Below are 25,758 nucleotides of genomic sequence, written 5' to 3'. Positions count from 1 at the left end.
GAATGTCAATCATAACCAATCAGCCTGCGAAAATGGGAAGCTATTCTGAGGAAGATGTTCTTTTTCTATTAAAGGATTTAAGTGTTATTGATCTCGAGGATTCTACCGTAAATCGGGAATTGAGAGTTCAATCTGGTCAGCATTACAGTGAATCACTGCCGATTGAATACCAGCCGCCAAAGGAATATGTAGATTTGTTTTGGAATACCACCAGTGAATATAAAACAAAGGTAGCTTTATGCGTTGGGATTGTAGCGGAGCAAATCTATCGCCTTAAAGGGAAACAAGCCATTCTTGTATCGCTTGCTAGAGCAGGGACTCCTGTTGGAATTCTGATTAAAAGATATATTCATTTACGGTACGGCGTCTCTTTACCACATTATAGTATTTCTATTATTCGTGATAGAGGAATAGATGAAAATGCACTTCACTATATCCTCGCTAAACATCCTGAAGCAAATATTCAATTTGTGGATGGCTGGACAGGAAAAGGAGCCATTTCAATAGAACTTACCAAAGCATGCCAGGAGTTTGGAGAAAAGTATCAAATCAGCCTTGATGATAAACTTGCTGTAATTGCCGATCCAGGGTATTGCACCACTCTTTTTGGCACACGGGAGGATTTTCTGATACCGAGTGCTTGTTTAAATTCGACCGTCTCAGGTCTTGTTAGTAGGACTGTACTAAACACACAATATATTGGAAAAAATGATTTTCACGGCGCTAAATATTACCGGGAGCTTCTATCTAGTGATGTCTCTAATGAATATATCGAATTGATTGCAGCTGAATTTCCAGCCATTATGGACGAGGCTGAGAAAGCCGCTATACAAAGGGCAAAAGAAGAGATTAAAACTGAATTTTTGGGTATGCAGGATGTTAAAACTATCCAAGCAGAATTTGTGATTGATAGTACGAATTATATAAAACCAGGAGTCGGGGAGACCACACGTGTCCTTCTCCGAAGAGTCCCATGGAAAATCCTAATGCGTGATCCTTCCAGCCCTTTTGTGAAACATATACTCATGCTCGCTGAAGAAAAAAATGTTGAGGTCGTTGCATATCCGCAAATGAATTATTTATGCATGGGCTTAATTAAATCGTTTAAGGGGACTAGCCAATGATAACAGCATCAGATCTTGATCGAACACTCATGTATTCCAATCGGGCACTCGAAGAATTTGGTATCCCGGAGAACATTAAGTTAAAGCCGGTTGAATTCCATAAGGGAACCTGGATTGGATATATGACAGAAGCTGCTTTTTCTATGTTAAAAGTAGTCAGTTCGCACAGCTTGTTTATACCCGTAACAACGCGAACGACGGAACAATTTAATAGATTTGTGATATTTGAAAAAGAAATCCCCTTGACTTATGCGATTACGGCAAATGGAGCTCATATATTGTATAAAGGGGAACACTTAGAGGATTGGTCTGAACATTTAATCTTTCAATTAAAGAATGGATGTGCACCTGAAGAAGAGTTACTTTCTGCCTTGAAAAGATCTGGAATTACATTGGATGGGGACAGAAAGCAGGCTGAAAATCTATTTTTTTATTATATATTAAATTGTCTTCCGACCCCATCTGAACTGAGAGAAATCCGTGAGCTTACAGCGCAATATGGCTGGAAAATGAGCCTTCAAGGAAGAAAACTCTACTTTATTCCAACCGCTATCAGCAAGGGGAAGGCACTTGAATTTATTTGTAACCGAGAAGGAATGAAAGCTATGGCAGGCGCGGGTGATTCTGTTCTAGATTGGGATTTTCTAAAGAATTGCACCTATCGAATCGTCCCAAGCCATGGAGAACTGCTTAAAGTGATGGGACCAGCTGATATTACGCTGACAAACCAGCTCGGCGTTACTGCAGGTGAAGAAATACTCGAACATTTCCTTAATGCATTATCGCTCAAAGCTAACTTTTCTTAATATAAGGATAAAAGAAATAAAAATAGATACAATTGAACAGAGCAAAAGAACCGCAAAAAAATAAAACTGACATACTAACAGTGGCAAGAACGGGAGAAAGTAACAGTGTGAAAAGTAAGCATAACCAGAACAAATCGATCATAACGAAGGTTTTTGAGACCATTAATTCCATAATGATACTTAATTCCTCGCTAACATCTTCCATTCTTGGCCGCTTATATATAAACCTCATGAAGTCACCTACTTATATGTGAGTACTCCAATAATATGTAAGGACAGGGAAAAAGGTGAAATGAGGAAGATACATTATTAATGAAACATTTTACGATTATGTTCGTATAAACAATGAACCAATTATTTAACTGTGATATGATGGTAAAGAATACCCTTACATAATTTTACTAATGAATGGCTGTGTTAAATCGGGCTGTTGATTTGTGCTCCAGGCGCTTCGCTTTCCGCAGGCGGTTCGGGAAGCCTCCTCGGCGCTAAGAGATAAGCGGGGTCTCCCCTGTCCCGTCCTCCTGCAGGAGTCTCGCGCCTTCCACACAAATCAACAGAGTTCTAAAATCTACATTTACCTTTAACACAGCCAAATGAATAAAAAATCTTTCGCTTTTTTGAGGGAAGGGATTATGAATGAACTTACCATACAACCAAATGAATGTCCGACCTATATCCCTTTCATATGAAAATTGGCTTGATATGCTGAAAACGCCCATGTCAGAACGGCCTGAATTTTCGATAGACAAGGGAACTATTCAGATTGGGCAAGTACTGGGGAAATTCCTTGGAATTCCGATTGACAGTGATGAATATTACAATCAGCTTTTTGAATATGTTTCAACACCTGACCTTGACTTACATTTATTAAGTGAGAATTCACTAAATAAAAATATTGATAATCAGCATTTTCAGTCAATTCAAAAGGTGTTCAATATCGGTCAAGAACAAAAGCTTTCAATCAATCGGTTCACCGCTTTTCTTGATGGTGAGCAGCTGCTGTATAAGTCAAAGGTCCCAGCTATACATCGAAAAGTAAGGGAAGCCATGATTGGGACACTCGAACTTTTTACCCATCGTGAAAAGGACGGATTAAAAAATCATGAACTAAGAAGGGTTCTAGTCGACCTGATCAAATGGTCGATGAACCATCTAAATCCTTTATTAGAGAGTATTGACTTGCAAAAGGGAATGCCAAAATTCCTTTGGTATGGCGATATGAAGAGAAGTCAGCCTTATTTTGTCTATTATTTAATGAAGCTTGGCTGTGACTTAGTTATTTTTCATCCTGATGGCACGGATGTGTTAGCAGGATATCTCGAAGAGGAAATCTTTACACACCATTTTCCAAACAAAAAACAGGCCGAGCCTTTCCCAACTGAGAGAAGAAATCGCCAAACCACTGTCGCATACCGTGCTTCAAGGGAAATTGAGACCATTCTCAATCAGGAGGGCTCTGGGTTATATAAACCCTGGCAGTTACGGGATTACACGCCATCTTCTATTACCTTAAAAACAACCTACGACGAATTGTTTATTCTCGGAAGAGAAATGGCAATGGTTCGACCAGGTTTTGAGGTAGAGACTGGACAGGTGAAGATTCCTTCCTTGTTTGCGAAAATACAGGGTGTGAGTAAAAATCGTAAAGAGTATTGGGATCGAATTCAAAACCTTACAGAATTCGATCATAGCTTATTGATTCGCCAGCTGCCGTTTACATGGTCAAGCTCCAACGATTTTCGCTTTCATTACCGTAACGCGCTTGGCAGGGATGGATTGTTAAATCCTGAAGTCATGATGCAGGCCCATTATTGGCCGTATTCCTTTTTGCCAACTGGCTTACAAAAAGGGATTGCCAATGCGATACGGCGAATTTGTGAAAAGCCGGGATTAAAATCGTTACCAGGGGAAAGCATGGAAGAGGTAAGCATCTATTTATTTAGTCAGGCGATGTTTACACCAAAAGAGATTATCCAGTTAATGGAGAAATTTGATTATTCTCAGCATGTACCGAAGCTAATTATTTATAACAATGAGTCTCGCGGTATCCTATCAAGATCGGATGCAGCACTTATTCTTCTTTTAAACCAATTTGGAATTGATATTATCGTGTATAACCCGCCAGGTCATAACGATATTGAAAACTTTCTTCAGGATAGTCTATTTGACACTCACTGGCTTGAGGATGTCGTTTTTAATTTAGAATATAAAGAACCTTTTAAGTTGAAGAAAAAATTCTTTCAAGGAATCTTAAAAAATTTAAGGGGAGATTAAAGGAATGAATCTACCACAAAATCAATCTGCCAACTTAATGGAGAAAAACGTAGATGAAGCACTAAGTGAAGCGAAGATTTCAGACATTAAGCTTGCCCTTCGGAAGGAAACAGAAGTTCAGAATCTGGCAAGGTCGATTGATGAACGAGACCAGATTAAAATTTTGGAATTCGGTAAAGAGCCTGCCGTTCAAATATCTCGTTTTTCTGATCAAATCTTAGGCAATATGCGCACCACCAAGGTTGAAGACTCTGGTGAGCTATTGAAACAGCTGACCAAAATTATGGATAAGTTCGATCCAAAGGACTTCCAAAAGACCTCAACTGGATTTTTCGGAAAGCTCTTTAAAAAGGGCGAAAAGATGATTGAAAAGGTCTTTGGCAAATACCAAAGTATGGGTTCTGAAATTGATAAGGTATACGTGGAAATTTCAAAGTACCAGCATGAAATGGTGGATTCCACGAAAATGCTCGAGCAAATGTATGAGCAAAATTATCAATACTATATGACCCTTGAAAAATATGTGGTTGCCGGTGAAATGAAGGTAGAAGAACTTAAAAACAATCAATTGCCGCAGCTGGAATCACGTGTTGCTGCAGGTGATCAGATTGCATCGATGCAATTAGATACACTAAAAAATTCGATTGAGGCCCTGGAGCAGCGAATTTATGACCTTGAAATGGCGAAAATGGTTTCTTTGCAGACAGCTCCGCAAATTCGCTTGCTGCAACGAGGAAATACGAAGCTGATAGGAAAAATTAATTCCGCCTTCGTAACCACGATTCCAATCTTTAAGAATGGTCTTATTCAGGCAGTTGCCGCAAAAAGACAGAAGCTTGTTGCGGATTCGATGAGTGAGCTTGATCGCCGTACCAACGAAATGCTGCTGAAAAATGCGCAAAACATTTCTAAGCAAAGCACAGATATTGCAAGGCTCGCCGGTGGTCCAAGCATTAAAATCGAGACCATAGAAGAATCCTGGAACATTATCATTAAAGGGATGCAGGAAACAAGAGCCATTGAAGAAGAAAACAAACGTTTGCGTGTGGAAGGTACAAAGCGGTTAGAACAGCTTCAGGACAACTTTAAAAAATTGAAACAACAATATTAATTGTTATATAAGTGCTGTGTTAAAGCTAATTGTAATTTTTACACTCTGTTGATTGGAACGGAGGGCACGAGACTCCTGCGGGAGGCTCCCCGAACCGCCCGGAGTGGAAATCAACAGACTACTTAGACACAGCCAATAAAAAAATTCTATTATGAGGTGAATTAAATGGCTATTAGCTTACAAAAAGGTCAAAGAGTAGATTTAACAAAAGGGAATCCTGGATTATCTAAAATCATGGTAGGATTGGGCTGGGACCCAGTTCAAAGCGGTAAAAGCGGAGGCGGCGGTCTCTTCGGTGGATTGTTTGGCGGCGGAGGAGCAGGAGGCGGTGCCAATGTCGACTGTGACGCTTCCGTTATCATGCTTGGTGCCAACGATAAAATTCAAAACAACAATGACGTTATTTACTTCGGTAATCTTAAGAGTAAAGACGGCAGCGTGCAGCACTCTGGCGACAACTTAACAGGTGATGGAGACGGAGACGACGAACAAGTAATGGTTGACTTAAGCCGCGTTCCACAAAGCGTGCAGAAGCTTGTATTTGTCGTTAATATCTATGACTGTGTAAAAAGAAAGCAACACTTCGGAATGATCCGTAATGCGTTTATTCGAGTGGTAAACCCATCGAATAATAACGAATTAATCCGTTATAACTTATCTGATGATTACAACGGTCAAACATCTTTAGTGGTTGGCGAAATTTATCGTCACAATACTGAATGGAAGTTCGCGGCAGTAGGTACTGGTACAACCGCAGCAAGCCTAAGTGAAGTAGTTCGTTCATACAGTTAATATCTCGAGGAACAAGCCCTGCTTGTTCCTTCCAATATTTAGTTCTAAAGAGGTGATCTAGTTGGGCATCAATTTATCAAAAGGGCAACGTATTGATTTAACAAAAACGAATCCTGGATTAATAAAGGCTGTTATTGGTCTTGGCTGGGATACAAATCGCTATAATGGCGGAAACGACTTCGACCTTGATGCATCAGCATTTTTAACGGACGTCAATGGCAGAGTAACGCAGGACTTAGATTTTATCTTCTATAATAATTTGGTTCACACTTCTGGAGGTGTCGAGCATACAGGCGATAACCGCACAGGTGAGGGTGATGGGGACGACGAACAAATTCGTATTGATTTCAGTAAGGTTCCTTCGCACGTGCACCGGATTGCGATTGCGGTCACCATTCACGATGCAGACTCGCGGAACCAAAACTTTGGACAGGTTTCCAATGCCTTCGCTAGGTTATTTGATGAAGAAACCAACCGTGAAATTCTCCGTTTTGACCTAGGCGAGGACTTTTCTGTTGAAACCGCCGTCGTTATCTGTGAGTTATATCGTCACAACGGTGAATGGAAATTCAATGCCATCGGAAGCGGATTTTCAGGCGGATTAGCCTCACTTTGCCGTAATTATGGACTAGAAGTATGATGTTTTCGCAAAAAGCTGCCATATGGGCAGCTTTTTGCATGAGAAGAGGAAATATTATGGTTGGGTGTTATGAAAATAGGTATCTTCGAAAATATATCTGCGATGTCCATTTTCACTTAGAAATTCTACCTCAGGTTCCTACTAATTACCAATTATTCAACTCATCTACCATGTTATAATTCTAGTATAGGATTAAACTACTAGGAGAATCATAATATGCGTAAATGGGTCATTTCCTCCGTTATTGCCGGATTATTTATGTCGATGATTACCACATCAAAAGCCTCATTTGACAGTATTTTACTTGGTGAATATCCAAGAAACTCTGAACTCTATCAATCGATAAATAACGAAAACTCCCTCGAACAACTAAACCAAATGATTATATTACCAAATAGTCTTTTTGATGAAAAAGCAGCTGCCGGAATTATTAATAGAATGGCCAGTCTGCCAGAATCGCTGCTCGAAAAAATCAACCAAAACGATATTACGCTTAAGCTGTTTACAGGAAAATTAACGGATAACCAAACAGCTCGATATTTAGCAGGACAGATTCCAAGAGGCTATCATTCACAAACAACGTGGGATGCAGTCCCGGGAATTGGCGGGTCTCAGGTGGTTTTAGTAAAAATAGGACATAGCGAAAAAGGTAAAGGGCATGGCTCCGTAAACTTAGAATTACACGAAATGGCACATTCGGTTGATAAGCTAGTTTTCGAGAACATAAGCAAAAATAATGAATTCCAACTAATTTGGGAAGAGGAGAGAGGAATATTGTTTCCTGGAAACTCTTATTTCATCCTGCATGTGGAGGAATATTTTGCAGAAACGTTTGCGATGTACCATTTAAATAAAGATACAAATAAACAATTAAAATCTGTCGCACCTCTTACGTATCAATTTATTAGGAAGCTTCACTAACCTTTCATGTAAACTGAAAGGTTTATTCTTATGCCTTCGGTATGATAAAATGAAAAACATATGTAAGACAAGGGGAGTGTCAGTTTTGAAGCAATATTTAGAGCTATGTGAGCATGTTTTGAAAAATGGCCAGCAAAAGGGAGACCGTACTGGAACTGGGACGATTAGTACTTTTGGTTATCAAATGAGATTTGATTTAGCAGAAGGATTTCCATTATTAACGACTAAAAAGCTTCACTTAAAGTCAATTATTTATGAATTGCTTTGGTTTTTAAACGGTGATACCAATGTCCGTTACCTACAAGAAAATGGTGTGCGAATCTGGAATGAATGGGCAGATGAAAACGGGGAGCTGGGTCCTGTTTATGGACATCAATGGCGTTCATGGACCGGTGCTGATGGCACGACGGTAGATCAAATTAGTGAGTTAATTCATCAAATAAAGACGAATCCTAATTCCCGGAGACTGATTGTGAATGCTTGGAATGTCGCAGAGATTGATAAAATGGCGTTAGCACCATGTCACTGCTTGTTCCAATTTTACGTTTCAGAAGGTAAATTATCATGTCAGTTGTATCAGCGCTCTGCAGATGTGTTTCTTGGGGTACCTTTTAATATTGCCTCTTACGCGTTATTGACAATGATGATTGCTCAAGTATGTGACTTGGAGCCGGGAGAATTTATCCACTCGTTTGGTGATGTACATATCTATCAAAATCATATTGAACAAATCAATATACAGATGGGCCGCGAGCTACGGACATTACCAAAAGTGAAAATAAATCCAAATGTAAAAGATATTTTTTCTTTTGCATTTGAAGATTTTGTTTTAGAAGGCTATGATCCACATCCACATATTAAAGGAGCGGTCTCCGTATGATTTCCTTTATTGTGGCTATGGATGAAAACAGAGTCATTGGCAAGGACAATCAATTGCCATGGCACTTACCAGAGGATTTAAAGTTCTTCAAACGAACGACAATGGGGCACCCGATTGCCATGGGCAGGAAAACGCATGAATCCATCGGACGTGTTCTTCCAGGCAGAGAAAATATCGTAATTACGCGGCAGCTGGATTATAAGGGCAATGATCTGACCATTTTCTATTCAATCGAGGAATTTGTTGAATATTGCAGAAATCAAGATGATGAAATTTTTGTGATTGGCGGGGCAGAAATCTTCAAAGAAACTTTTGAATACGCAGACCGTCTTTATATCACACATATTGAAGAAGAGTTTGAGGGAGATACCTACTTCCCCGAGTTCAATGAACGTCAGTGGGAGCATGTTTCCTCAGAAAAAGGAATAAAAGATGAGAAAAATCCTTTTAAGTACGAATATAGAATTTATGATCGCATCAAAAAAGGTAGCCGTTAACTCAGGAGGTTGAAGTATTACGTCATAAAGAAAGAAGCATCGACAACGATGCTTCTTTTAGTGTTAAAAATATGCACCATTTAATTCATAATCAGTAAGTTTATCAAGCATTCCTCTGAATTCATTTGGATGGCAGAAGTCTTCCTCGTGGAAATGAGCTTTCACCCATTGAATTAATTCATTAGGGCTATTAAAGTATTCCCCACTTCGGTCACTTTTGCGAATCATGTACCTTCCGTTTTCTTCATCGATGGTGACTTCTACTGGCAGGGCCCCATCAAAACTACTGAGTGAAAATTCCATCTTCATCACATCCATTCATTTAAGTTTCCAATAGTATATGTTCCTATTGATGAAATTATAAACGAATAAACGTCTAATTATCAAAATATTTATACAATTCAGTATGCCATTTTACATTGACTTCATGTGTCGTTCTTGGTAAATTGTTAAGAGGAAAAGGTTCATATATAAATGCCAAATTTCACATCTAGGTAATTTTTCATAAATAATGTGAAATTAATATGAATTATTTCGTATATTTTACTCAAAACGGTATATCAATACTATAATCGTAGTAGAAAGATCATTAACTAAAGGGGATGTAAATGCATGTTCTCAAATATTGGAATACCAGGATTAATCCTTATCTTAACTCTAGCCCTCATCATCTTTGGACCTAAGAAATTACCTGAAATCGGTCGTGCCTTTGGACAAACGTTGAAGGAATTCAAAAAGTCTACTCGTGAATTAACAGACGATGTAATGAAAGATATCGATGAGGAAAAACAAAAATTGACTAAATAAGGTGTAAGAATCTTTCTTGCACCTTTTTTTCTTCAATTCTCTTTTAAACTATAAAAACGGTGTTAATCTAGTTTTTCTAAAGAAGGATTTCTTTTCAACCTTTGAAATTGGCAGGGGAAATACATGGAAGATAAAGAATTGCAATTAGTTGATCATTTAGATGAACTGCGTAAACGGATTATTATTTCCGCAGTTGCTTTTGTTGTTTTTTTTATTGTTGGATTCATTTATGTGACCGATATCTACGATTGGATCGTTCGAGATCTTGATGTCAAATTGATTGTACTCGGACCGAGTGATATTATTTGGGTTTATTTTATGATTGCGACAGTTATTGCTATTACGGGTACAATTCCGGTGTTGGCCAGCCAATTATGGATGTTTGTGAAGCCTGCACTTAAACCGATAGAAAGAAAAATTACCTTATCCTATATTCCAGCATTGTTTATCCTATTTATTGTTGGAATTTCGTTTGGTTACTTCATTATTTTCCCAATGGTGCTCGAGTTTTTAGTCAGTATGGGAGCGGATATGTTTGTAACCAATTTTACAGCAGAACGATATTTCCGTTTTATTTTGAATATGACCCTTCCGTTTGGTGTATTGTTTGAATTACCAGCGGTCGTTATGTTCTTAACATCATTAGGTATAATTAACCCATTCGTGTTAGCGAAAATCCGTAAATATGCATACTTTGTATTAATCTTGATTGCAATCGTTATTACACCTCCGGATTTCATGTCGGATTTTGTAGTAACACTGCCATTATTACTGTTGTATGAAATCTCGATTAATTTATCGAAGTTTGTCTACAAGAAACGAATGAAAAAGCTTCAAGACGAAGAAAAAGAGTTTACCGAAGAAGCATAATTACATGTGAAAAAGGCCATCAGAGATTAAGTTCTCTGATGGCCTTTTTTTCATGTATCTGTTAAATGTAAATGTTGAAATTAGAAATATGTTGATTTGTGCTTTTCTTTCCTTAATACCAATCAATTTTCCAGGTGGTTTGATCGGCAAAATTAACTGTAGAAAATCTCCTTTTATAGGACTAATGTCTTAAAAAAGATTTCTAAATAGATCATTTTAATTTATAATGAACTAAATAGTTCTTTAAAAAGAACGAGTGTTGATTAGTCAAATTTTCAAAATTAAATTCTTTTTAAATGGTTAGACAAATTGTAAATAAGAGGGAGGTAATATCTTAAGTTTATTATTTTAAAGAGGTAGAGTTCGAATATCTATTCTTACAATGATCAACTAAATTGTTACACTTTTGGTGTAGGTACTGAGAGGGATTTAAATGAGAAGGGTCAAGTTTATATTTATTAGTGTTGCTACTCTTTTATCTTTGGTCATTATATTCTTAATTCAGGTTAAAGATACAAAAGCTGATGAGTCAGATTATGAGGTAGATATTTCTACAACCCCTGCACAGTTTTTATTTGAGGTAAAGAACATGAAACCAGGGGATTGGTCTACTTCCACTTTAGAAATAAATAATGATGGAAACCTTGATTTCAATTATTCAATTAGTTCACATCAAGATTCTGGAGATAGTTATTTATACAATCAGTTTTTAGTTTGGGTTTTAGATAGCGAGGAATTACTTTATGAAGGAAAATTAAGTGATTTCACTGAGTTTCCACTTGGTACAATTGCTGCTAAGGGAAGTAATACTTTGACGTTTATGGTAGAACTACCTTATGAAACAGGAAATGAAGCGCAAGGAAAATCAACTTCCGTTACATTTGCACTTAATGCAGTAGGTCATAAGGAAGAGATTCCGATTGGTGATCAATGTTTTGAACCACCTTTTAGTAATCGTAATTTTACACAACATCAAAAATCAACCGTTCCGATTAAATTTCATATAGAAGGTTCAGAAAAAAATGTGATTCAAAAGAATGTTCGTTTAGAAGTAACAGGTCCTTCTACTAATGGAGACAAGGTTAAGTATGTATTTACTACAGAAAAGGAAAACTTAGATTTGCAGAAAGTTAATCCACCACACTATCATGCTCAGTTCTCACCATTTGATTACCCAGTAATGACTGACCAATGGTATACAGCAACTGTATATGTTGATAACAAAGTATATTGTAATAGAACATTTGAAGTATTAAATCATGGAAACCGTTCAAATGCACCATAAAATATATAAACCTAAGATCTTAGACAAGAAAAATGCCCTCATTCTATTAAACGAATGGGGGCAATTTTTTATGATTTTTTCTGTACTTTCATCCATTCCTGGAATTTTATGTACTTTCGGTAATCATGGAAATCTTCTTTCTTTAAGCCATCTTCAATGGCCTGGCGAATTAATACCTTCCATTCCTCATCAAGTTCGGTATCGCCACATTTAAGTACTTTAGATTCCTGTAATAGAAAATCAATACTTGTATCTAATGGCTTAGAAACCTTAACGAGAAATTGAAGAGACGGATTGGTCTGTAAACCTCTCTCAAGCTGGCTTAAGTAAGATTTCGAAACATCAGCTAACCTTCCCAATTCCGTAATGGAATACCCTTTTTCCTGTCGTAACCGTTTAATCCTCTTCCCGATCATATCACCTTCATCTCCTAAAATAGAAAAAAGAAATTCACATACTAAATACATTATATAGAACGAAATATTCTTTATAAAATACAAAATAATGAGAAAATAGGAGATAAAACGAGGAAATCGAACAAAAGTGTTCTTTATTAAGAAAAAATGGTCTTTTTTGAGGTTTTTCAAGTTCGTTATTTTGTTTTATACTCAATACATAAGTTCGTTACAAAGAACAAAATAAGGTTTTCAAGGAAGTCGATGAACATGAAAAAAAAAGTCACCAACTTCGTTCTTAATAGACTCCAAAAAAAGAAACACCTATTATTTAGAACGAATAAGGAGGGGAGAACCATTCGAAAAACTCGATTGAGAAAATTCAGAACCAAAAGCAAAAAACTGATAATAGCAGCTCAAATCGTAGCAATCTGGTATCTCCTAATAATATCTGGATCGTATCTAACAACTGATACTGGTGCTTATTTTAATGATTTAGAAGTTATTCAAAATACACTTCACGCTAATTGGGAAGAAAAGTATCCACCAGATGATGGGAATTGGGAGAAAAGTTCATTGCAAGAAGTTTCTCAAGGTGGTACTTGCGAGAAAGGTATATTTGCTAGTTTTACCAATACTGGAGAAAGTGTTGACCATGAACTTACAAAATATGAAATTTATTGGAGTGAAACTGGTAATCCAAAGAATGGGGAAAAAGTATTTGAAGGAACTTTCCCAATTCCTAATAACGGAGAAATATATGAAATCCATTACGAACCAACAAAAAATGGAAATTACAAATTTAAAGCATACCATGAAACAGGTCATGCAAATGGAAATAGTGTCGGGAAGGGCCCTTGGAGCGGAACAATAGAATTAAATTGTGAAGTCTCACAAGGTAAGGTAAATATTATTCCTGAAGTGCAAAATTTAATCGCAAATGTTAATGAAAAATCAGTAACACTATCTTGGAATAATTCGAAAAATACCGATTATAAAAAAATTAACATTTATCGAAATAACATGTTAATTGAAAGTAACATAGCTGTTGAAACTTATGAAGATACTGGTTTAGCTCTAAAAACAACTTATACTTATAAAATTACAACAGTAAATAGTTCAAAGAAAGAATCTTTTGGGGAAACAATTGAGGTATCAACCAGTGGGTCTGCAGATCAACCAGTAGAGGAAGAATTTGATAATCACCCCCCAGGAGATGTAACGCTGGTAAATAAGGGATGGGGTCAAAATGGTAGCAGTGAAAAAATCAATCTAACTTGGAAAAATCCAACAGATAGTGATTTAGCAGGGATAATAATCTACAAAAATAATGTACCGGTATATAAGGGAAATATTATTACATCCTATATGGACAATGATGTTAAGTATGACACTCCGTATACTTATAAGATCGTTACATTTGATACTACTGTACCTCAAAATGAGTCTCAAGGTGTAGTCTTAAGTGATGTATTAATTAAGAAATAATAGAATTCAAGATTAATAAATTATGAATAGGTGAGGTTTCATGACAATAAAAAAAATGTTGAAAATAATAAGCAATTTAATCACAGGGATACTTTTCTTACTCCTAATCTTCATGATATTTGTAGTTGTTTCATCTAAGGCTTCTGGTGGTCAACCATCATTCTTAGGTTACCAATTGAAAACAGTATTATCTGGTTCGATGGAACCGACATTCAAAACTGGTTCAATTATTGCAATTAAGCCCTTACAGAATCCAACTGACTTGAATAAGGGTGATGTAATTACATTCATGCTTGGTAATGAAGACACATTCGCCACCCACAGAATTGTTGAAGTAATTAAAAATGATAATCAAGTTATGTATAAAACTAAAGGGGATAACAACGATAATGCAGATCCAGACTTAACTTTGGCTCAGAATGTTGTTGGTAAATATGTGGGCTTCACTATTCCATATGCTGGATATTTAGTAGATTTTGCTAAATCAAAAAATGGAGCAGCACTATTATTGGTTTTACCAGGTTTACTTCTACTCTGTTACTCAGGTTTTACAATTTTTAAAGCACTTAGAGAAATTGATGGCTCAAAAAAACCAAAAGATGTACAAGAAACAGTTTAATTCGGTTGTACTCCTTATGAAAATAAGGGTTCAATATAAAAAATTACATACCTCATTAGATGAGGGGAAAATTGGAGGAGAAAAAATGAGTATTAAGAAGAAATTAGGTTTAGGGATGGCATCAGCAGCATTAGGATTATCTTTGGTTGGAGGAGGAACATTTGCATACTTCAATGATGTTGACACAATCAACAATAAATTAGCAAATGGTACATTAGATTTGGCTATTAAAGTAGCAGAAGAAGGTACTCCAATTAATTTTGACCTAGCCAATCTGAAGCCTGGAGACTCTGTTTCAAGAATGTTTAAGTTAGATGCAGATGGATCGTTAGCAATTCAAAAGGTTTTAATGGAACTCAACGCGAATCCTGCTGATTTTAAAGATGCATTGGGTTCACAAACTGGAGATCACAATGCAATGAAGGATTTCCTAAAACAGTTTCACGTAACTGTCTTGAGAGGTCAAATAGAACCAGATCCTAATAACAATATACAAGTATTTAAACAGTCGGAAAATGGTGATGCAATTGCTACAACTACAACGTTGTATGATCTATGGGAAGCTAATCCACTTAATGGTTCTGGATCTTTAGCAACTAAGATTAAAGCACCTTTCTATGATACTGCTACTGATACTATTAATTTGACTCCTACAGGATTGCCAGTAACTCCTGATGATAAAGATGGAGTACAGATTACTATTAAATTCCATGATGATGGTACTAACCAAAATCGCTTCCAAGGCGACTCTGCGAAGTTCCAATTCGTTCTGACAGCAACTCAATATGCAGGAACTTCAGTTGCACCTGGCGTTGACAACGGTTACTTAAAAGGAAATGAGTACATTCAACAAAATGGTAATGGAAATGTAGAAGGTGCAAGTCAAGTTATCTGGTCGAACGAGGCTAAAAATATTTCAGAAACAGGGTCAGAAACACCGGTTGTACCAGGAACGGATGTCCCAGGAGATAACTAATCAGTACTATATTTTTAAAGAAGGTGGGGACTCACCCCACCTTTTATCCTATTAAAATCATGACTTGTATTAGAGGGAGTTAAATGAAATCAAAAAATATCTTTTTAATATTATTTATTGTCAGTTGCGTAACACTTGTTAACCCATTTACCAATGTTAGAGCAGAAGAAAATATTAATGAAATTGATATCTCTACCAGTCCTCATACCACTTTCTTTAGCATGAAAAATTTAAAACCAGGAGACCACCTTACGAAAGAATTGAATATCTTAAATAATGGTAAACAGGATTTTAAATATATACTTTCAAATAAATACTTTTCCGGTTCTGAAAAATTTTATAAAAAACTTTTACTACAAATTTATGATGAAGAAAAAATCCTGTTTAAGGGTGAGCTTAGTGATTTTAATAAATTAGACCCAAGGAAATTATTTAGTGGGGATTCAGAAAATTTAATATTTAAAGTTGAAATACCCTCTGAATTAGGAAATGAATATCAAGGGCTTAGTAGTGAATTTGAGTTTAAAATATATGTAGAAGGAACCCTGGGTGGAATTCTACCTGCAGATGGACCGAAACTTCCTAATACAGGATCGAATATCTTTAATATTCTTGTAGTTGGAGCAGCATTAGTATTTGTTGGTTCAATTATCCAACTCATTACAAACAGAAGAAAACAATTAGATAAGCAAGTTTAACATGACCTTGGTTTAGGTATATAAATCAAGGTCTGATTTCATTTTTTTAACATTTTTTAAAATCAAAAATAATAAATAATTAATATAGCCCAAATGTAAAATGATAAGGCTAATAAAATTTTTTTATCTAGGCAGATTTAGACACATTTCGAGTCCCCTTAGGTGTATAATATATACAAACGGGTGAAAAAGAGGATTGATATTTTGTTATTCAAAAGCCTAGAGTTCAAAAATGTTGTTGGACAGAAGGTTAAAGTCATGGATATTCCTGTATTGGAGGAAGGTAGCACTTATAAATTTATGATCCAAGTCCGTTTACAAAAATTTATTACTGCGATTTATCAGGAAAAGAAACCGAAAAAATGCTATTCGTTTAAAGAGTATTTGAAAAAGGTAATGAAATGGCCTGATTATGAAGCACTGTTTAAAGTAGAAGAATTAAAGAATAACGCTTAATACTTTTCGAACATCGGATTTCCGATGTTCTTTTATTTTCTGGATCCAGCTGCAGCGCCTAGGGGCTCGGGGTCATAAGCCAATCCGTCAAGAAGGTTAAAGTACAACCTTCATGCCGGCTCGTCTTATGCCTGTCGCCCCTGTGCAAGGCGCCTCCGTTTTTTTGTTCACATTTATTTCATGAAAATAGGGGAATTTATATCTTATAGAAAAGGGAACAGGTATAATACAATGGAGAATTCCTTAGGATGTGAGTAAATGAGCAAGATTAAGATTGTCACGGATTCAACGATGGATATGACAATAGAACAGGCTGAACAACTAGGTGTAGTGGTTGTGCCACTATCCGTAACGATAAATGGTGAAACCTATTTAGACCGTGTAGAAATTCAACCTGCTGAATTTATGGAAACGATGAAGGGCTTAAAGGATTTACCGAAAAGTTCGCAGCCTTCCGCTGGAACCTTCCTTGAAGTGTATGACCGACTAGGGGAAGAAGGCTATGAGGTGATTTCTATACATATGACAGGTAAAATGAGCGGGACGGTTCGCTCTGCTGAAAGTGCTGCGCAAATGACGAAGACCAAGGTAACTGTGGTTGACTCTGAGTTTATATCGATTGCCCTCCAGTTTCAGGTTCGAGAAGGTGCTGAAATGGCAAAGCAGGGTAAAAGTCTAGAGGAGATCCTCAACCGTCTCGATTCTATCCGCCAAAACTCGAAGCTATATATTATGATAGATACATTAGAAAACATGGTGAAAGGTGGACGGATTGGGAAAGGGAAGGCATTTATTGGTTCCTTACTTAATATTAAGCCGATTGCTTCATTAGAAGGTGCAGAATACAATCCAGTTGCAAAGGTCCGCAGCCATTCTCAAGTGGTTAAATGGCTCACCAAACAATTTGTAGAGGATGTAAAAGGAAAGACTGTCAAACGTGTGGGCATTGTTCATGCAGAAGCACTCGAGTTGGCTACAAAATTAAAAGACTCTATCATTGAATTAACAGGCTACACCGATATTTCTGTCGATCACACCGGTCCAACAATCAGTACCCATACAGGACCAGGTACAATTGCTATCATGTATTACTTTGAATAAAATAAGGATGGTGCAGTCGCACCATCCTTATTTGTTGACCAATTGTATCTCAGATCCATGAACTGAAAACCCAAGTCGCTGCAAATGCTTACGAATCCCGCTCCGTTCCCACGTCTTTAGAATCAGCACATCCAGCATTTTTTTCGGATAGAAGATACCGATATTGGTTAACTCTTCGAAATTCAATCCCTGACGCACATACTTTTCAATCAATTCGTCACGTTGATCAATTATCCCAATATATTTGTCCATAGCTTCTATAAATTCCTGTCTCCCGAACACGCCTTTTTGATGGCCGGTAATGTAGGTTTCTGCATCCAACTCTATCAGTACTTTACTAGATGCGATAAATTCATCAATATCCCCATCCGTTCCAAAGTACCATGGTCCGAAAGAGGTCATATCAAAATCACCGACATAGACGACTCCTAACTCCGAAAAATAGGGAGAGGTATATCCTTTTGTGTGGCCGGGTGTATGTAGAAAGTTTACCTTCACACCACTAAAGCTGTATTCTACATCGTATTGATACGTTCCGGAAATTTCTCCGAGGTTTTGAACCCATTCCTTTGGCATGTGCTTTCGCAATGCTTCTACACCTTCAGGACCCCATTCCTGGTAGACTCCGTTCCCTTTTGCTATTCCTTCGATTGACTGAATGGTTTCAAACTCCAGTGGATTTATCCATTTTTCTGTATCCCGAAACAAATGGTTATGCAAAGTATGATCAGGATGGTAATGTGTGTTCACAACCAATTCCACTCCATATTCTTCATCTAAAGCACGGAGCTCCGCTGGGTCTGCACCAGTATCAATAAGGACCTTATCTTTACTATCAATATACAAGCTTCTTGAAAACGGAACTTTACTATTATTAGCTCCTTCAATAATCATTATTGGACCAATTCGCCTCATCATTTCACACCTCTATATCATTTATCGAAATATTTCGTTTTATTGAATGAATACTCATTCATTATACCATAACTTCTTTCCTCAATAAACCTTATTGCATTAAGTCTATTGCCTCATCTTTGCAGAGTTGATTTTGGGTAAAATTAGAATATTTGGTAAAGCTATAAAAAATTGATTTTTCAAAGGTGCTGCCAATGTTTAAATGGATGTCCGGTAAAAAAACGCCCGAAGGCGAAAAGGCACATAGCTTAATAATTGATGAATTAAAGGAACAATTGAAAAAAGAGCTTGTAGCTTGTTCAGACTTATTGTTTCGAACGTTAAAAAGAAAAGATAAAAAAATAGTAATTTGTTTTGTGAGCAGCTTGATCGATAAAACCGGTGTGGATGATTACATTCTAAAGCCAATTCAAGAGAGTACAGAATCAGGCTGGAGTGTTGAAGAGCTCGCACAAATACTTCCGATAACAGATTTATCAGGGGCTAATCAATTAAATGAAATTGTTAAGGCCTTAATCGAAGGGAAAACGTACATTTATTCGGAAGGCGAACCATTCGGTTTGCTAGCCAATTTGAGTAATACAGTCGAAAGAAGTTTATCACATGCAGAAACGGAATCACTTGTCTTTGGTCCGAAAATTGCTTTTACCGAATCACTCATCGGTAATGTCAACATAATAAGGAACAATATAAAAGATCCTAATTTATGTATGGAAGATTTGTCGATTGGAACCAGGTCAAAAACGAGTGCTAAACTCGTTTATATAAAGGGCATTGCAGAAGAAGAAAATATTAACACATTCAGGCAAAGAGTGAGTCAACTAGAAATTGATCATGTGCAAGGGACCACAGTGCTGGGTCAGTTGATTGAAGGAGACAGTTGGTCTATTTTCCCGCAATTGATGACAACCGAGCTTCCAGACCGGATAACACTTGCGTTAATGTCTGGAAGAGTTGCTGTCTTAATGGATCGTAGTCCTGATGCCATTTATGGTCCAACACCCTTTTTCACCTTTTTTGAGTCAACTGAAGATGTCTATATGCGTTGGAATATGGGACTATTCTTACGGATTCTGCGCTTAACAGCCACCTTTTTATCCGTCCTTTTGACACCAGCCTATGTAGCTGTTCTGACGTATCATTATGAAGTCATTCCATCACCATTACTTGTGTCATTAGGCCAATCAAGGTCGAATGTACCTTTTCCACCCGTCTTTGAAGCCTTTCTGCTTGAATTTGTTATTGAATTATTACGAGAGGCTGGAGCCAGGCTGCCAACAAAGGTTGGTCAGACGATGGGTATCGTAGGCGGTATCGTTATCGGACAAGCGGCAGTAGAAGCAGGATTTACAAGTAATATTTTGATCATTATTATTGCCTTAAGTGCCCTTGGCTCATTTACGACTCCTAGTTATTTGATGGGTACAGCCATCAGGATTATTCGCTTTCCCATCATTTTATTGGCTGGCTTTTGGGGGGGGATTGGGATTATGGTCGCATTTTGCTTTTTCATCATTCATCTTTTGAAATTGGACACATTAGGCAGGCCCTATCTTGCACCAGTCTATCCTTTGAACTTGAAGGATTTGGGGTATAGTATATTTCGATTCCCGAGTCAATTTCTTTCCTACCGTCCTGTAACAAACCAACCTGATGATAAAGAGAGATATTCAGCAAAAAAAGCAAAGCAGAAAAAGGATGTAGATGAATAGGAGCGGTTAAAAATGAATGTGAATTTACATCCAAAGGAAGGAATACTTTTTAGCGCTTATCTTTTATTTTTTGTCATACATGGTGTGCAGACTGGTGTAGGAATTGTAGGACTACCGAGAATCGTATATTTAAGCGCACAACATGACGCATGGATTTCCGTATTAGTAGCGGGAGCGCTTACTTCTGTTGTTCTATGGTTTATGATTATGATGCTCAAGCAATACGATAGTGCTGATTTGTATGGTATCCATTTTGATGTATTTGGAAAATGGGTAGGGAATTCACTTAGCATCATTTACATGCTTTACATGATTAGTAGTTTTTTTATTATTTTTATGAATTATATCGAAATTGTGCAAGTATGGATTTTTCCTAACTTAGCAACCTGGCAGCTTGCTCTCGTTCTCATCTTGTTAACTGTGTATGCTGTATATGGTGGAGTAAGAATTATTGTCGGAGTTGCGTTTCTATCCGTAGTTGGGACAATGTGGATCCTTTTGGTTGCATTTGTTCCGTTACGGTATGCTGATTTCAATCATTTGTTTCCCATTATGAATGTTGGCTTTGGGGCAATCCTTAAAGGAGTGAAAAGTACCACCCTTTCCATGATGGGTTTTGAATTGATCATGTTTCTCTATCCCTATATTAAGGAAAAGAAAAAAAGCATGAAGTATGTTCAAATTGCCAATATTTTTACCACCATCCTCTTTGCTTCTGTGACACTTATTTCGATTGTATTTTTTGCCGGAGATAGCTTAAAAGCCACGATTTGGCCCGTACTATCCATGTTTAAAATTGTCCGTCTTCCCAATCTAGAGCGATTTGAATTTATCGCTGTATCTTTTTGGATGTTAATTATTTTACCTAATATGTGTATCTATTTGTGGGCAGCATCAAAAGGGTTTGCGAGAGTTCTAAAGCGAAAGCAGAAAACGGGAGTATGGGTTATTGCAATCCTAGCTTTTGGGGCAACCTTCTTCTTCCAAGCAAGATATCAAATGAATATGGTAACAGATTTGGTCGCAAAAACAGGGTTCTATACTGTGATATGCTATCCAGTTGTTCTATCTATTATTGTCCTAGTGAAAAAATGGTGGTCTAAGAGGAGAAATAGTCATGCAAAGACGTCATAAATGGAGAATAATCATGGTGAATATTGCATGTATATTGACCTTGTGTAGTTGTGTAGAAACAAAGCAATTGGAAAAATTGGGACTAATAACAGCTCAGGGTTATGATTTAGAAAAAGAAAATGAAATTAAAGGAACAGTGGTAGTTCATAAGTTTGATCCGCTAGCTGAAAATTTGACAAAGGTCATCACCGTTAAATCACATACAAGCAAGGCATTAAGACAAGAGCAGAATCTTGAAATCGACCAAAAGCTCGTCACTGGGCAGCTTCGTTGTGTGATTTATAGTAAAGAGCTAGCAAAAAGGGGACTTTCACAGCTCGTTGATGCCCTAAATCGTGACCCTACTATTGGGAATATGGTTTATTTAACAGTTGCAGACGAAGATGCATTTTCGATTGTGAATATAGATGAGAGTAAACTTAAGGTTAACCTAGGGACTTATTTATATAATTTAATCAAACAAAATGTTGAAAGTGAACAGCTTACTTCGCCTACTCTGCATGAATTTAATCATAATTTACAGGACCATGGGAAGGATCCCGTACTGCCAATATTAAAACTTAAAGGTGATGGCGTAACCATATATGGAATTGCTCTCTTTAAAGACGATCGTATGGTAGCTGAATTGCCAAGTGACAAGCTCTTTTATGCGAAAATACTTAATGATAAATATAAATCTGGGACTCATGAGCTGGGATTTAAACGTTCACTTTTTGAAAAAATTATTAAGACTCAAGGCCGAAAAAATAGGGAAGTATTCGATAAGTTATTTATCAGTATTGATAATATTCGTAGCCAATCGAAAATTAAAATGATTGACAAAGAAAAACTTCTTTTTAGAGTGGATGTTACATTAGATTCTCGGTTACTTGAAGCAACAGAGCCACTAGATTTAACCACTACTAAGAACATCAAGTTTATTGAAAAAAAAGTAAACAAAGAAATGGAAAAGCAAATCAAACAGCTGCTTGAATATTTCAAAAAGAAACATGTTGACCCTGTGGGAATAGGGAATGAATATATGGCTAATTCACGAAAGAAACCACTATCTAAACAGGAATGGAAAGAGCTGTATAAGGATGTGAAATTTGAGGTGCGCGTAGATAATACCATTGTAAAAACAGGGGTTATTGACTAACAAACGCTTTTCTTTCCTCTTGCCCGAATCTTTGTTAAACTAATCACATAAAGAATAAAGGTTACGGGGGATTTTATATGAAGCATCGTTTATACATTTTTTTATTAATAATTGGTGCACTGCTGCTTTCTGCATGTGGTCAAAAAGGGATTCAGAATCCATTGGATTATCCGGTGAAAGATTTTACGGCTGTGACACACGAGAATAAAGCTTTTGAAAAAAAGAATTTGGACGGAAAGATATGGGTGGCAGACTTTATTTTCACCAATTGTGCAGATGTATGTCCGCCAATGACGGCTAATATGACCAAGCTGCAAAAGATGGTCGAAGATGAAAAGTTGGAAAATGTTGAGTTTGTTTCATTTAGTGTCGACCCTACTGTTGATACACCCGAAAAACTAACAGAGTATGCGCAGAACTTCGGGCTGAAGGATGATAATTGGACGTTTTTAACAGGCTATTCACAAGAATTTATTGAGACCTATGCGAGAGAAACATTCAAAACTTTAGTGAAAAAACCACAGGAAGGTGACCAGGTTATTCACCAGACATACTTTTTCTTAGTAGGACCAGATGAAAAGGTTAAGAAAATTTACGATGGGTATCAAGAAGTGCCATATGATGAAATGATTAGTGATATAAAAGCGTTGCAATAGACCTTTTTAAGAGGTCTATTTTTTTGGAAAAGAATAGGATATAGTACTAGCATGTTTTGAATTATTTTCATCATGTTATAATATCATTAGTAAGAGGTGGTGAAGAAAATGAAAAAAGTTCTCACCCTTCTCCTTCTTTCGACTTTTTTCTTAATTTCTTGCAGTCAATCCGATCGCTGGGAATTGCATAAAGAACGGAGTGCTTCGGCTGTTGTTTATGAAGAGGTTCCTGCAGATTTTGTCCCAAAGGAGATAAGCATTATTTCTGCTGGTGATTCCTTAACAGAGGGTATTGGCGATACTACAAAAACTGGAGGATACCTGCCTTACTTAAGAACTTTGCTCGAGGAAGAAAAGGGGATTAAGGAAGTTGATTTTTATAACTTCGGTGTAAAAGGTAATCGTACCTCGCAATTATTAAAAAGGCTGCAAACAGATGAGATAACAAATAAACTTTCTACTGCTGATTTAGTGATATTGACCATTGGCGGCAATGACATTATGAAGGTAGTAAAGGATAATATCTCAAATCTTCAGCTATCCGTTTTTGATAAGGAAAAAGAAGTATATATTAATAATCTATACCAAATCATGAATACGATAATACGAGGAAATCCCGATGCCTATATTGTTTTAGTTGGGGTATATAATCCATTTTCACAATGGTTTTCTGAAATAAAAGAGCTCGACCAGATTGTTTCAGATTGGAATGTTGCCAGCCAAAGTGTCGTTTCTAATTATCAAAATGCTTATTTTGTAGGAATCGAGGATTTATTTCAGAACCCAACAGAGAGTCTATTGCATACAGATAACTTTCATCCGAATAATAAAGGGTATGAATTGATTGCCGAGAGGTTAAATGAAACCTTAGAAGAACGGACATTACCTGATCTCGTAAAAAAGGCGTATATGGTCAGTAAAGAGGAGAATTAGCTTTCTATGAAAAATAAATGGAAAACGGGATTCTTTCTTATATTAGGGTTAAATCTTTTTATTGGTATAATTCTTTTATCATTAATATTGGTTCCAGCCGATGAGAAAGTAAAACTTCAAAATATTCCAGACGACAAGAGTGTTTCTTTCCAAGTCAAATCAAATAAGGCTGATTTAAATGTATTAATAAATCAGTATATTAAAAAGGAAGCGGCGGATTCACCGATAGATTATAGTGTCCAGCTCCAGGATGAAGTCGAATTATACGGGACATTAAAATTCTTTAGTCAAGAAGTAGATTTAAAACTTACCTTCGTTCCTCAGGCATTAGATAATGGCGATTTAGTCCTAAAGCAGAGGTCGATTTCGGTTGGCAGCCTGCCGTTGCCTGTATCCTATGTGCTGAAATTTATAAAAGACAATTATAAGCTCCCTAAAGGGGTCGAAATTCAGCCAAATGATAAAATGATTCATGTACACATGCAGCAATTAAAGTTAAAGAGCGATGTAAAAATAAAGGCAAATAAGTTTGATCTAGTAAAAGATGATATTGCTTTTACCATAGTTGTACCCGTTGAATAAGGTGGCTCACATACGTGAGACACCTTATTTTTTAATCCTTCAAAATCATCGCTTGTAATTTAGGCTCTTCGTTTGAAAGACCAATTAATACAATGGTATAGGTTTCATTTGGACGAAACTGTGCTTTTGGCATTGGCAGGACGATGTTTTTCGTTCCAGCCTCTCGAACCTCTAAATCCACAGTCATCGGCATAATACCTAGATAGTCTGTAGTCTGTTTGTATGAGATATTCGGAAAGACTACATCCCGGTCTTTAACAGCAATATCTAAAGCTCCTGTATCCGGTGACAAATGCAGAAAACGTATTTTTGATTCATTCATTGGCACTTGCGGTTGATTTAGGTATGGAAGCAGGCGCATTTTTTTAACCGGGTCGATGATTGCCAGCGTATACGATTTATCAGGTTCAACGGTAATCTTTTTATTGAGTATACTATCTACCGAGTTTCCGGTTGGGTAAATATCAATATGATACTTTCCAGGCTTCAATGGCAGATAATTGCTAGCCACTCTAAAAGGAAGGCGTTTCACTTTCATTTGACCATTGATATAAATGTCAACCTCGGGGGCATCAGGTGAAGTATGAAGGAACCGGACCCTGCCTTCAGTTTGAGATTGTTGTATATTACGTTCCGTCATCGCTTTATTCATATATTTTAGGTGTTTCAAATAGTATTGCATGTGTAGGTTTGGATTAGAGTATTTATAATTGTGAGCCAACAGATCATACATTGCAGCTCGTTGAAGATAATCAGAATGATTTCTATTTCCAGACATACCCTTCGCTCCTTTCTTTCGTTCTTTACAAATTAATTTATTCAAGCATGTTTAGGTGGGTGTCTATATTCTGATTTTTTGTTTACAAATGGATAAAGTTAACATATACTTATTACAAATAAGTCGGAAGGCGGGTGAAGTGTAATGTTAAATGAAAATACGTTAAT

At 36.8% G+C, this 25,758-nt stretch carries 28 protein-coding genes; 24 read left to right on the top strand and 4 right to left on the bottom strand.

What is annotated here, in order from left to right:
- Positions 1-2 precede the first annotated feature (2 nt).
- From QNH48_RS20915 to QNH48_RS20875, 9 genes are all read left to right on the top strand, one after another.
- A complete protein-coding gene (locus QNH48_RS20915; RefSeq protein ID WP_283951855.1) occupies positions 3-1,124 on the top strand; it encodes a cysteine protease StiP family protein in 1,122 nt (373 codons plus the stop codon).
- Positions 1,121-1,930 carry a hypothetical protein gene (locus QNH48_RS20910; RefSeq protein ID WP_283951854.1) on the top strand — a complete coding sequence of 270 codons (810 nt, stop codon included), beginning with the start codon at positions 1,121-1,123 and terminating at the stop codon, positions 1,928-1,930. Before QNH48_RS20915 ends, QNH48_RS20910 begins: the two co-directional genes overlap by 4 nt.
- A gap of 639 nt (positions 1,931-2,569) precedes the next feature.
- Positions 2,570-4,207: a YceG family protein gene (locus tag QNH48_RS20905; RefSeq protein WP_283951853.1), complete on the top strand. Its 1,638-nt coding sequence runs from the start codon at positions 2,570-2,572 to the stop codon at positions 4,205-4,207.
- Between the two features lie 4 nt (positions 4,208-4,211).
- On the top strand, positions 4,212-5,318 hold the full coding sequence (locus tag QNH48_RS20900) for a toxic anion resistance protein (protein WP_283951852.1): 1,107 nt from the start codon (positions 4,212-4,214) through the stop codon (positions 5,316-5,318).
- Between the two features lie 165 nt (positions 5,319-5,483).
- On the top strand, positions 5,484-6,110 hold the full coding sequence (locus QNH48_RS20895; protein WP_251635043.1) for a TerD family protein: 627 nt from the start codon (positions 5,484-5,486) through the stop codon (positions 6,108-6,110).
- A 61-nt stretch (positions 6,111-6,171) separates the two neighbouring features.
- Positions 6,172-6,750 (top strand): TerD family protein, encoded by a 579-nt coding sequence (locus tag QNH48_RS20890; protein ID WP_283951851.1) that lies wholly within the window; start codon positions 6,172-6,174, stop codon positions 6,748-6,750.
- A gap of 216 nt (positions 6,751-6,966) precedes the next feature.
- Complete coding sequence (locus QNH48_RS20885) at positions 6,967-7,671, top strand: anthrax toxin lethal factor-related metalloendopeptidase (RefSeq protein ID WP_283951850.1); 705 nt, start codon at positions 6,967-6,969, stop codon at positions 7,669-7,671.
- A gap of 85 nt (positions 7,672-7,756) precedes the next feature.
- A complete protein-coding gene (locus QNH48_RS20880) occupies positions 7,757-8,551 on the top strand; it encodes a thymidylate synthase (protein WP_283951849.1) in 795 nt (264 codons plus the stop codon).
- Positions 8,548-9,048: a dihydrofolate reductase gene (locus tag QNH48_RS20875; RefSeq protein ID WP_283951848.1), complete on the top strand. Its 501-nt coding sequence runs from the start codon at positions 8,548-8,550 to the stop codon at positions 9,046-9,048. The genes QNH48_RS20880 and QNH48_RS20875 overlap by 4 nt, the downstream gene beginning before the upstream one ends.
- A gap of 63 nt (positions 9,049-9,111) precedes the next feature.
- On the opposite strand, the gene QNH48_RS20870 is transcribed toward QNH48_RS20875, so the two are convergent.
- The gene (locus QNH48_RS20870; protein ID WP_283951847.1) at positions 9,112-9,351 is read right to left on the bottom strand and encodes a hypothetical protein; all 240 of its coding nucleotides are present in this window, start codon (positions 9,349-9,351) and stop codon (positions 9,112-9,114) included.
- A gap of 309 nt (positions 9,352-9,660) precedes the next feature.
- On the opposite strand from QNH48_RS20870, the gene QNH48_RS20865 reads away from it, so the two are divergent.
- The 3 genes from QNH48_RS20865 to QNH48_RS20855 all read left to right on the top strand — a co-directional run bounded on the left by QNH48_RS20865 (position 9,661) and on the right by QNH48_RS20855 (position 12,010).
- Positions 9,661-9,855: a twin-arginine translocase TatA/TatE family subunit gene (locus QNH48_RS20865; protein WP_045524138.1), complete on the top strand. Its 195-nt coding sequence runs from the start codon at positions 9,661-9,663 to the stop codon at positions 9,853-9,855.
- Between the two features lie 123 nt (positions 9,856-9,978).
- On the top strand, positions 9,979-10,725 hold the full coding sequence (gene tatC, locus QNH48_RS20860) for a twin-arginine translocase subunit TatC (protein ID WP_133367124.1): 747 nt from the start codon (positions 9,979-9,981) through the stop codon (positions 10,723-10,725).
- A gap of 433 nt (positions 10,726-11,158) precedes the next feature.
- Positions 11,159-12,010: a M73 family metallopeptidase gene (locus tag QNH48_RS20855; RefSeq protein WP_283951846.1), complete on the top strand. Its 852-nt coding sequence runs from the start codon at positions 11,159-11,161 to the stop codon at positions 12,008-12,010.
- Between the two features lie 68 nt (positions 12,011-12,078).
- Here the strand turns inward: QNH48_RS20855 and QNH48_RS20850 are convergent, their stop codons facing one another.
- The gene (locus tag QNH48_RS20850) at positions 12,079-12,426 is read right to left on the bottom strand and encodes an XRE family transcriptional regulator (protein ID WP_283951845.1); all 348 of its coding nucleotides are present in this window, start codon (positions 12,424-12,426) and stop codon (positions 12,079-12,081) included.
- 249 nt (positions 12,427-12,675) lie between these two features.
- Between QNH48_RS20850 and tapA the strand changes: the two genes are divergently transcribed.
- From tapA to QNH48_RS20820, 6 genes are all read left to right on the top strand, one after another.
- A complete protein-coding gene (gene tapA, locus QNH48_RS20845; RefSeq protein WP_283951844.1) occupies positions 12,676-13,893 on the top strand; it encodes an amyloid fiber anchoring/assembly protein TapA in 1,218 nt (405 codons plus the stop codon).
- 46 nt (positions 13,894-13,939) lie between these two features.
- On the top strand, positions 13,940-14,512 hold the full coding sequence (sipW, locus tag QNH48_RS20840; protein WP_283955840.1) for a signal peptidase I SipW: 573 nt from the start codon (positions 13,940-13,942) through the stop codon (positions 14,510-14,512).
- Positions 14,513-14,597: 85 nt separating this feature from the next.
- Positions 14,598-15,488, top strand: coding sequence for a TasA family protein (locus tag QNH48_RS20835; RefSeq protein WP_283951843.1), 891 nt, complete (start codon positions 14,598-14,600; stop codon positions 15,486-15,488).
- A gap of 83 nt (positions 15,489-15,571) precedes the next feature.
- Positions 15,572-16,186 carry a TasA family protein gene (locus tag QNH48_RS20830; RefSeq protein ID WP_283951842.1) on the top strand — a complete coding sequence of 205 codons (615 nt, stop codon included), beginning with the start codon at positions 15,572-15,574 and terminating at the stop codon, positions 16,184-16,186.
- Between the two features lie 204 nt (positions 16,187-16,390).
- The gene (locus QNH48_RS20825) at positions 16,391-16,642 is read left to right on the top strand and encodes a DUF2535 family protein (protein ID WP_283951841.1); all 252 of its coding nucleotides are present in this window, start codon (positions 16,391-16,393) and stop codon (positions 16,640-16,642) included.
- 258 nt (positions 16,643-16,900) lie between these two features.
- A complete protein-coding gene (locus QNH48_RS20820) occupies positions 16,901-17,743 on the top strand; it encodes a DegV family protein (RefSeq protein WP_283951840.1) in 843 nt (280 codons plus the stop codon).
- 27 nt (positions 17,744-17,770) lie between these two features.
- Here the strand turns inward: QNH48_RS20820 and QNH48_RS20815 are convergent, their stop codons facing one another.
- Complete coding sequence (locus QNH48_RS20815; RefSeq protein WP_283951839.1) at positions 17,771-18,661, bottom strand: MBL fold metallo-hydrolase; 891 nt, start codon at positions 18,659-18,661, stop codon at positions 17,771-17,773.
- A 191-nt stretch (positions 18,662-18,852) separates the two neighbouring features.
- Between QNH48_RS20815 and QNH48_RS20810 the strand changes: the two genes are divergently transcribed.
- The 6 genes from QNH48_RS20810 to QNH48_RS20785 all read left to right on the top strand — a co-directional run bounded on the left by QNH48_RS20810 (position 18,853) and on the right by QNH48_RS20785 (position 24,813).
- On the top strand, positions 18,853-20,370 hold the full coding sequence (locus QNH48_RS20810) for a spore germination protein (protein WP_283951838.1): 1,518 nt from the start codon (positions 18,853-18,855) through the stop codon (positions 20,368-20,370).
- 12 nt (positions 20,371-20,382) lie between these two features.
- On the top strand, positions 20,383-21,504 hold the full coding sequence (locus QNH48_RS20805; RefSeq protein WP_283951837.1) for a GerAB/ArcD/ProY family transporter: 1,122 nt from the start codon (positions 20,383-20,385) through the stop codon (positions 21,502-21,504).
- Entirely contained in the window at positions 21,488-22,642 is a 1,155-nt protein-coding gene (locus tag QNH48_RS20800; RefSeq protein ID WP_283951836.1) for a Ger(x)C family spore germination protein, read from the top strand. Before QNH48_RS20805 ends, QNH48_RS20800 begins: the two co-directional genes overlap by 17 nt.
- A 77-nt stretch (positions 22,643-22,719) precedes the next feature.
- A complete protein-coding gene (lptM, locus tag QNH48_RS20795; protein WP_283951835.1) occupies positions 22,720-23,298 on the top strand; it encodes an LPS translocon maturation chaperone LptM in 579 nt (192 codons plus the stop codon).
- Positions 23,299-23,406: 108 nt separating this feature from the next.
- The gene (locus QNH48_RS20790; RefSeq protein WP_283951834.1) at positions 23,407-24,231 is read left to right on the top strand and encodes an SGNH/GDSL hydrolase family protein; all 825 of its coding nucleotides are present in this window, start codon (positions 23,407-23,409) and stop codon (positions 24,229-24,231) included.
- A 6-nt stretch (positions 24,232-24,237) separates the two neighbouring features.
- Complete coding sequence (locus QNH48_RS20785) at positions 24,238-24,813, top strand: YpmS family protein (RefSeq protein ID WP_283951833.1); 576 nt, start codon at positions 24,238-24,240, stop codon at positions 24,811-24,813.
- A gap of 31 nt (positions 24,814-24,844) precedes the next feature.
- On the opposite strand, the gene QNH48_RS20780 is transcribed toward QNH48_RS20785, so the two are convergent.
- A complete protein-coding gene (locus QNH48_RS20780) occupies positions 24,845-25,591 on the bottom strand; it encodes a DUF4397 domain-containing protein (RefSeq protein ID WP_283951832.1) in 747 nt (248 codons plus the stop codon).
- Positions 25,592-25,758 lie beyond the last annotated feature (167 nt).

This window comes from Neobacillus sp. YX16 (assembly GCF_030123505.1).
GTDB lineage: Bacteria > Bacillota > Bacilli > Bacillales > Cytobacillaceae > Neobacillus.
The sequence above is the reverse complement of the archived record's forward strand: the minus strand, read 5'-3'. Positions and strand labels throughout refer to the sequence as shown.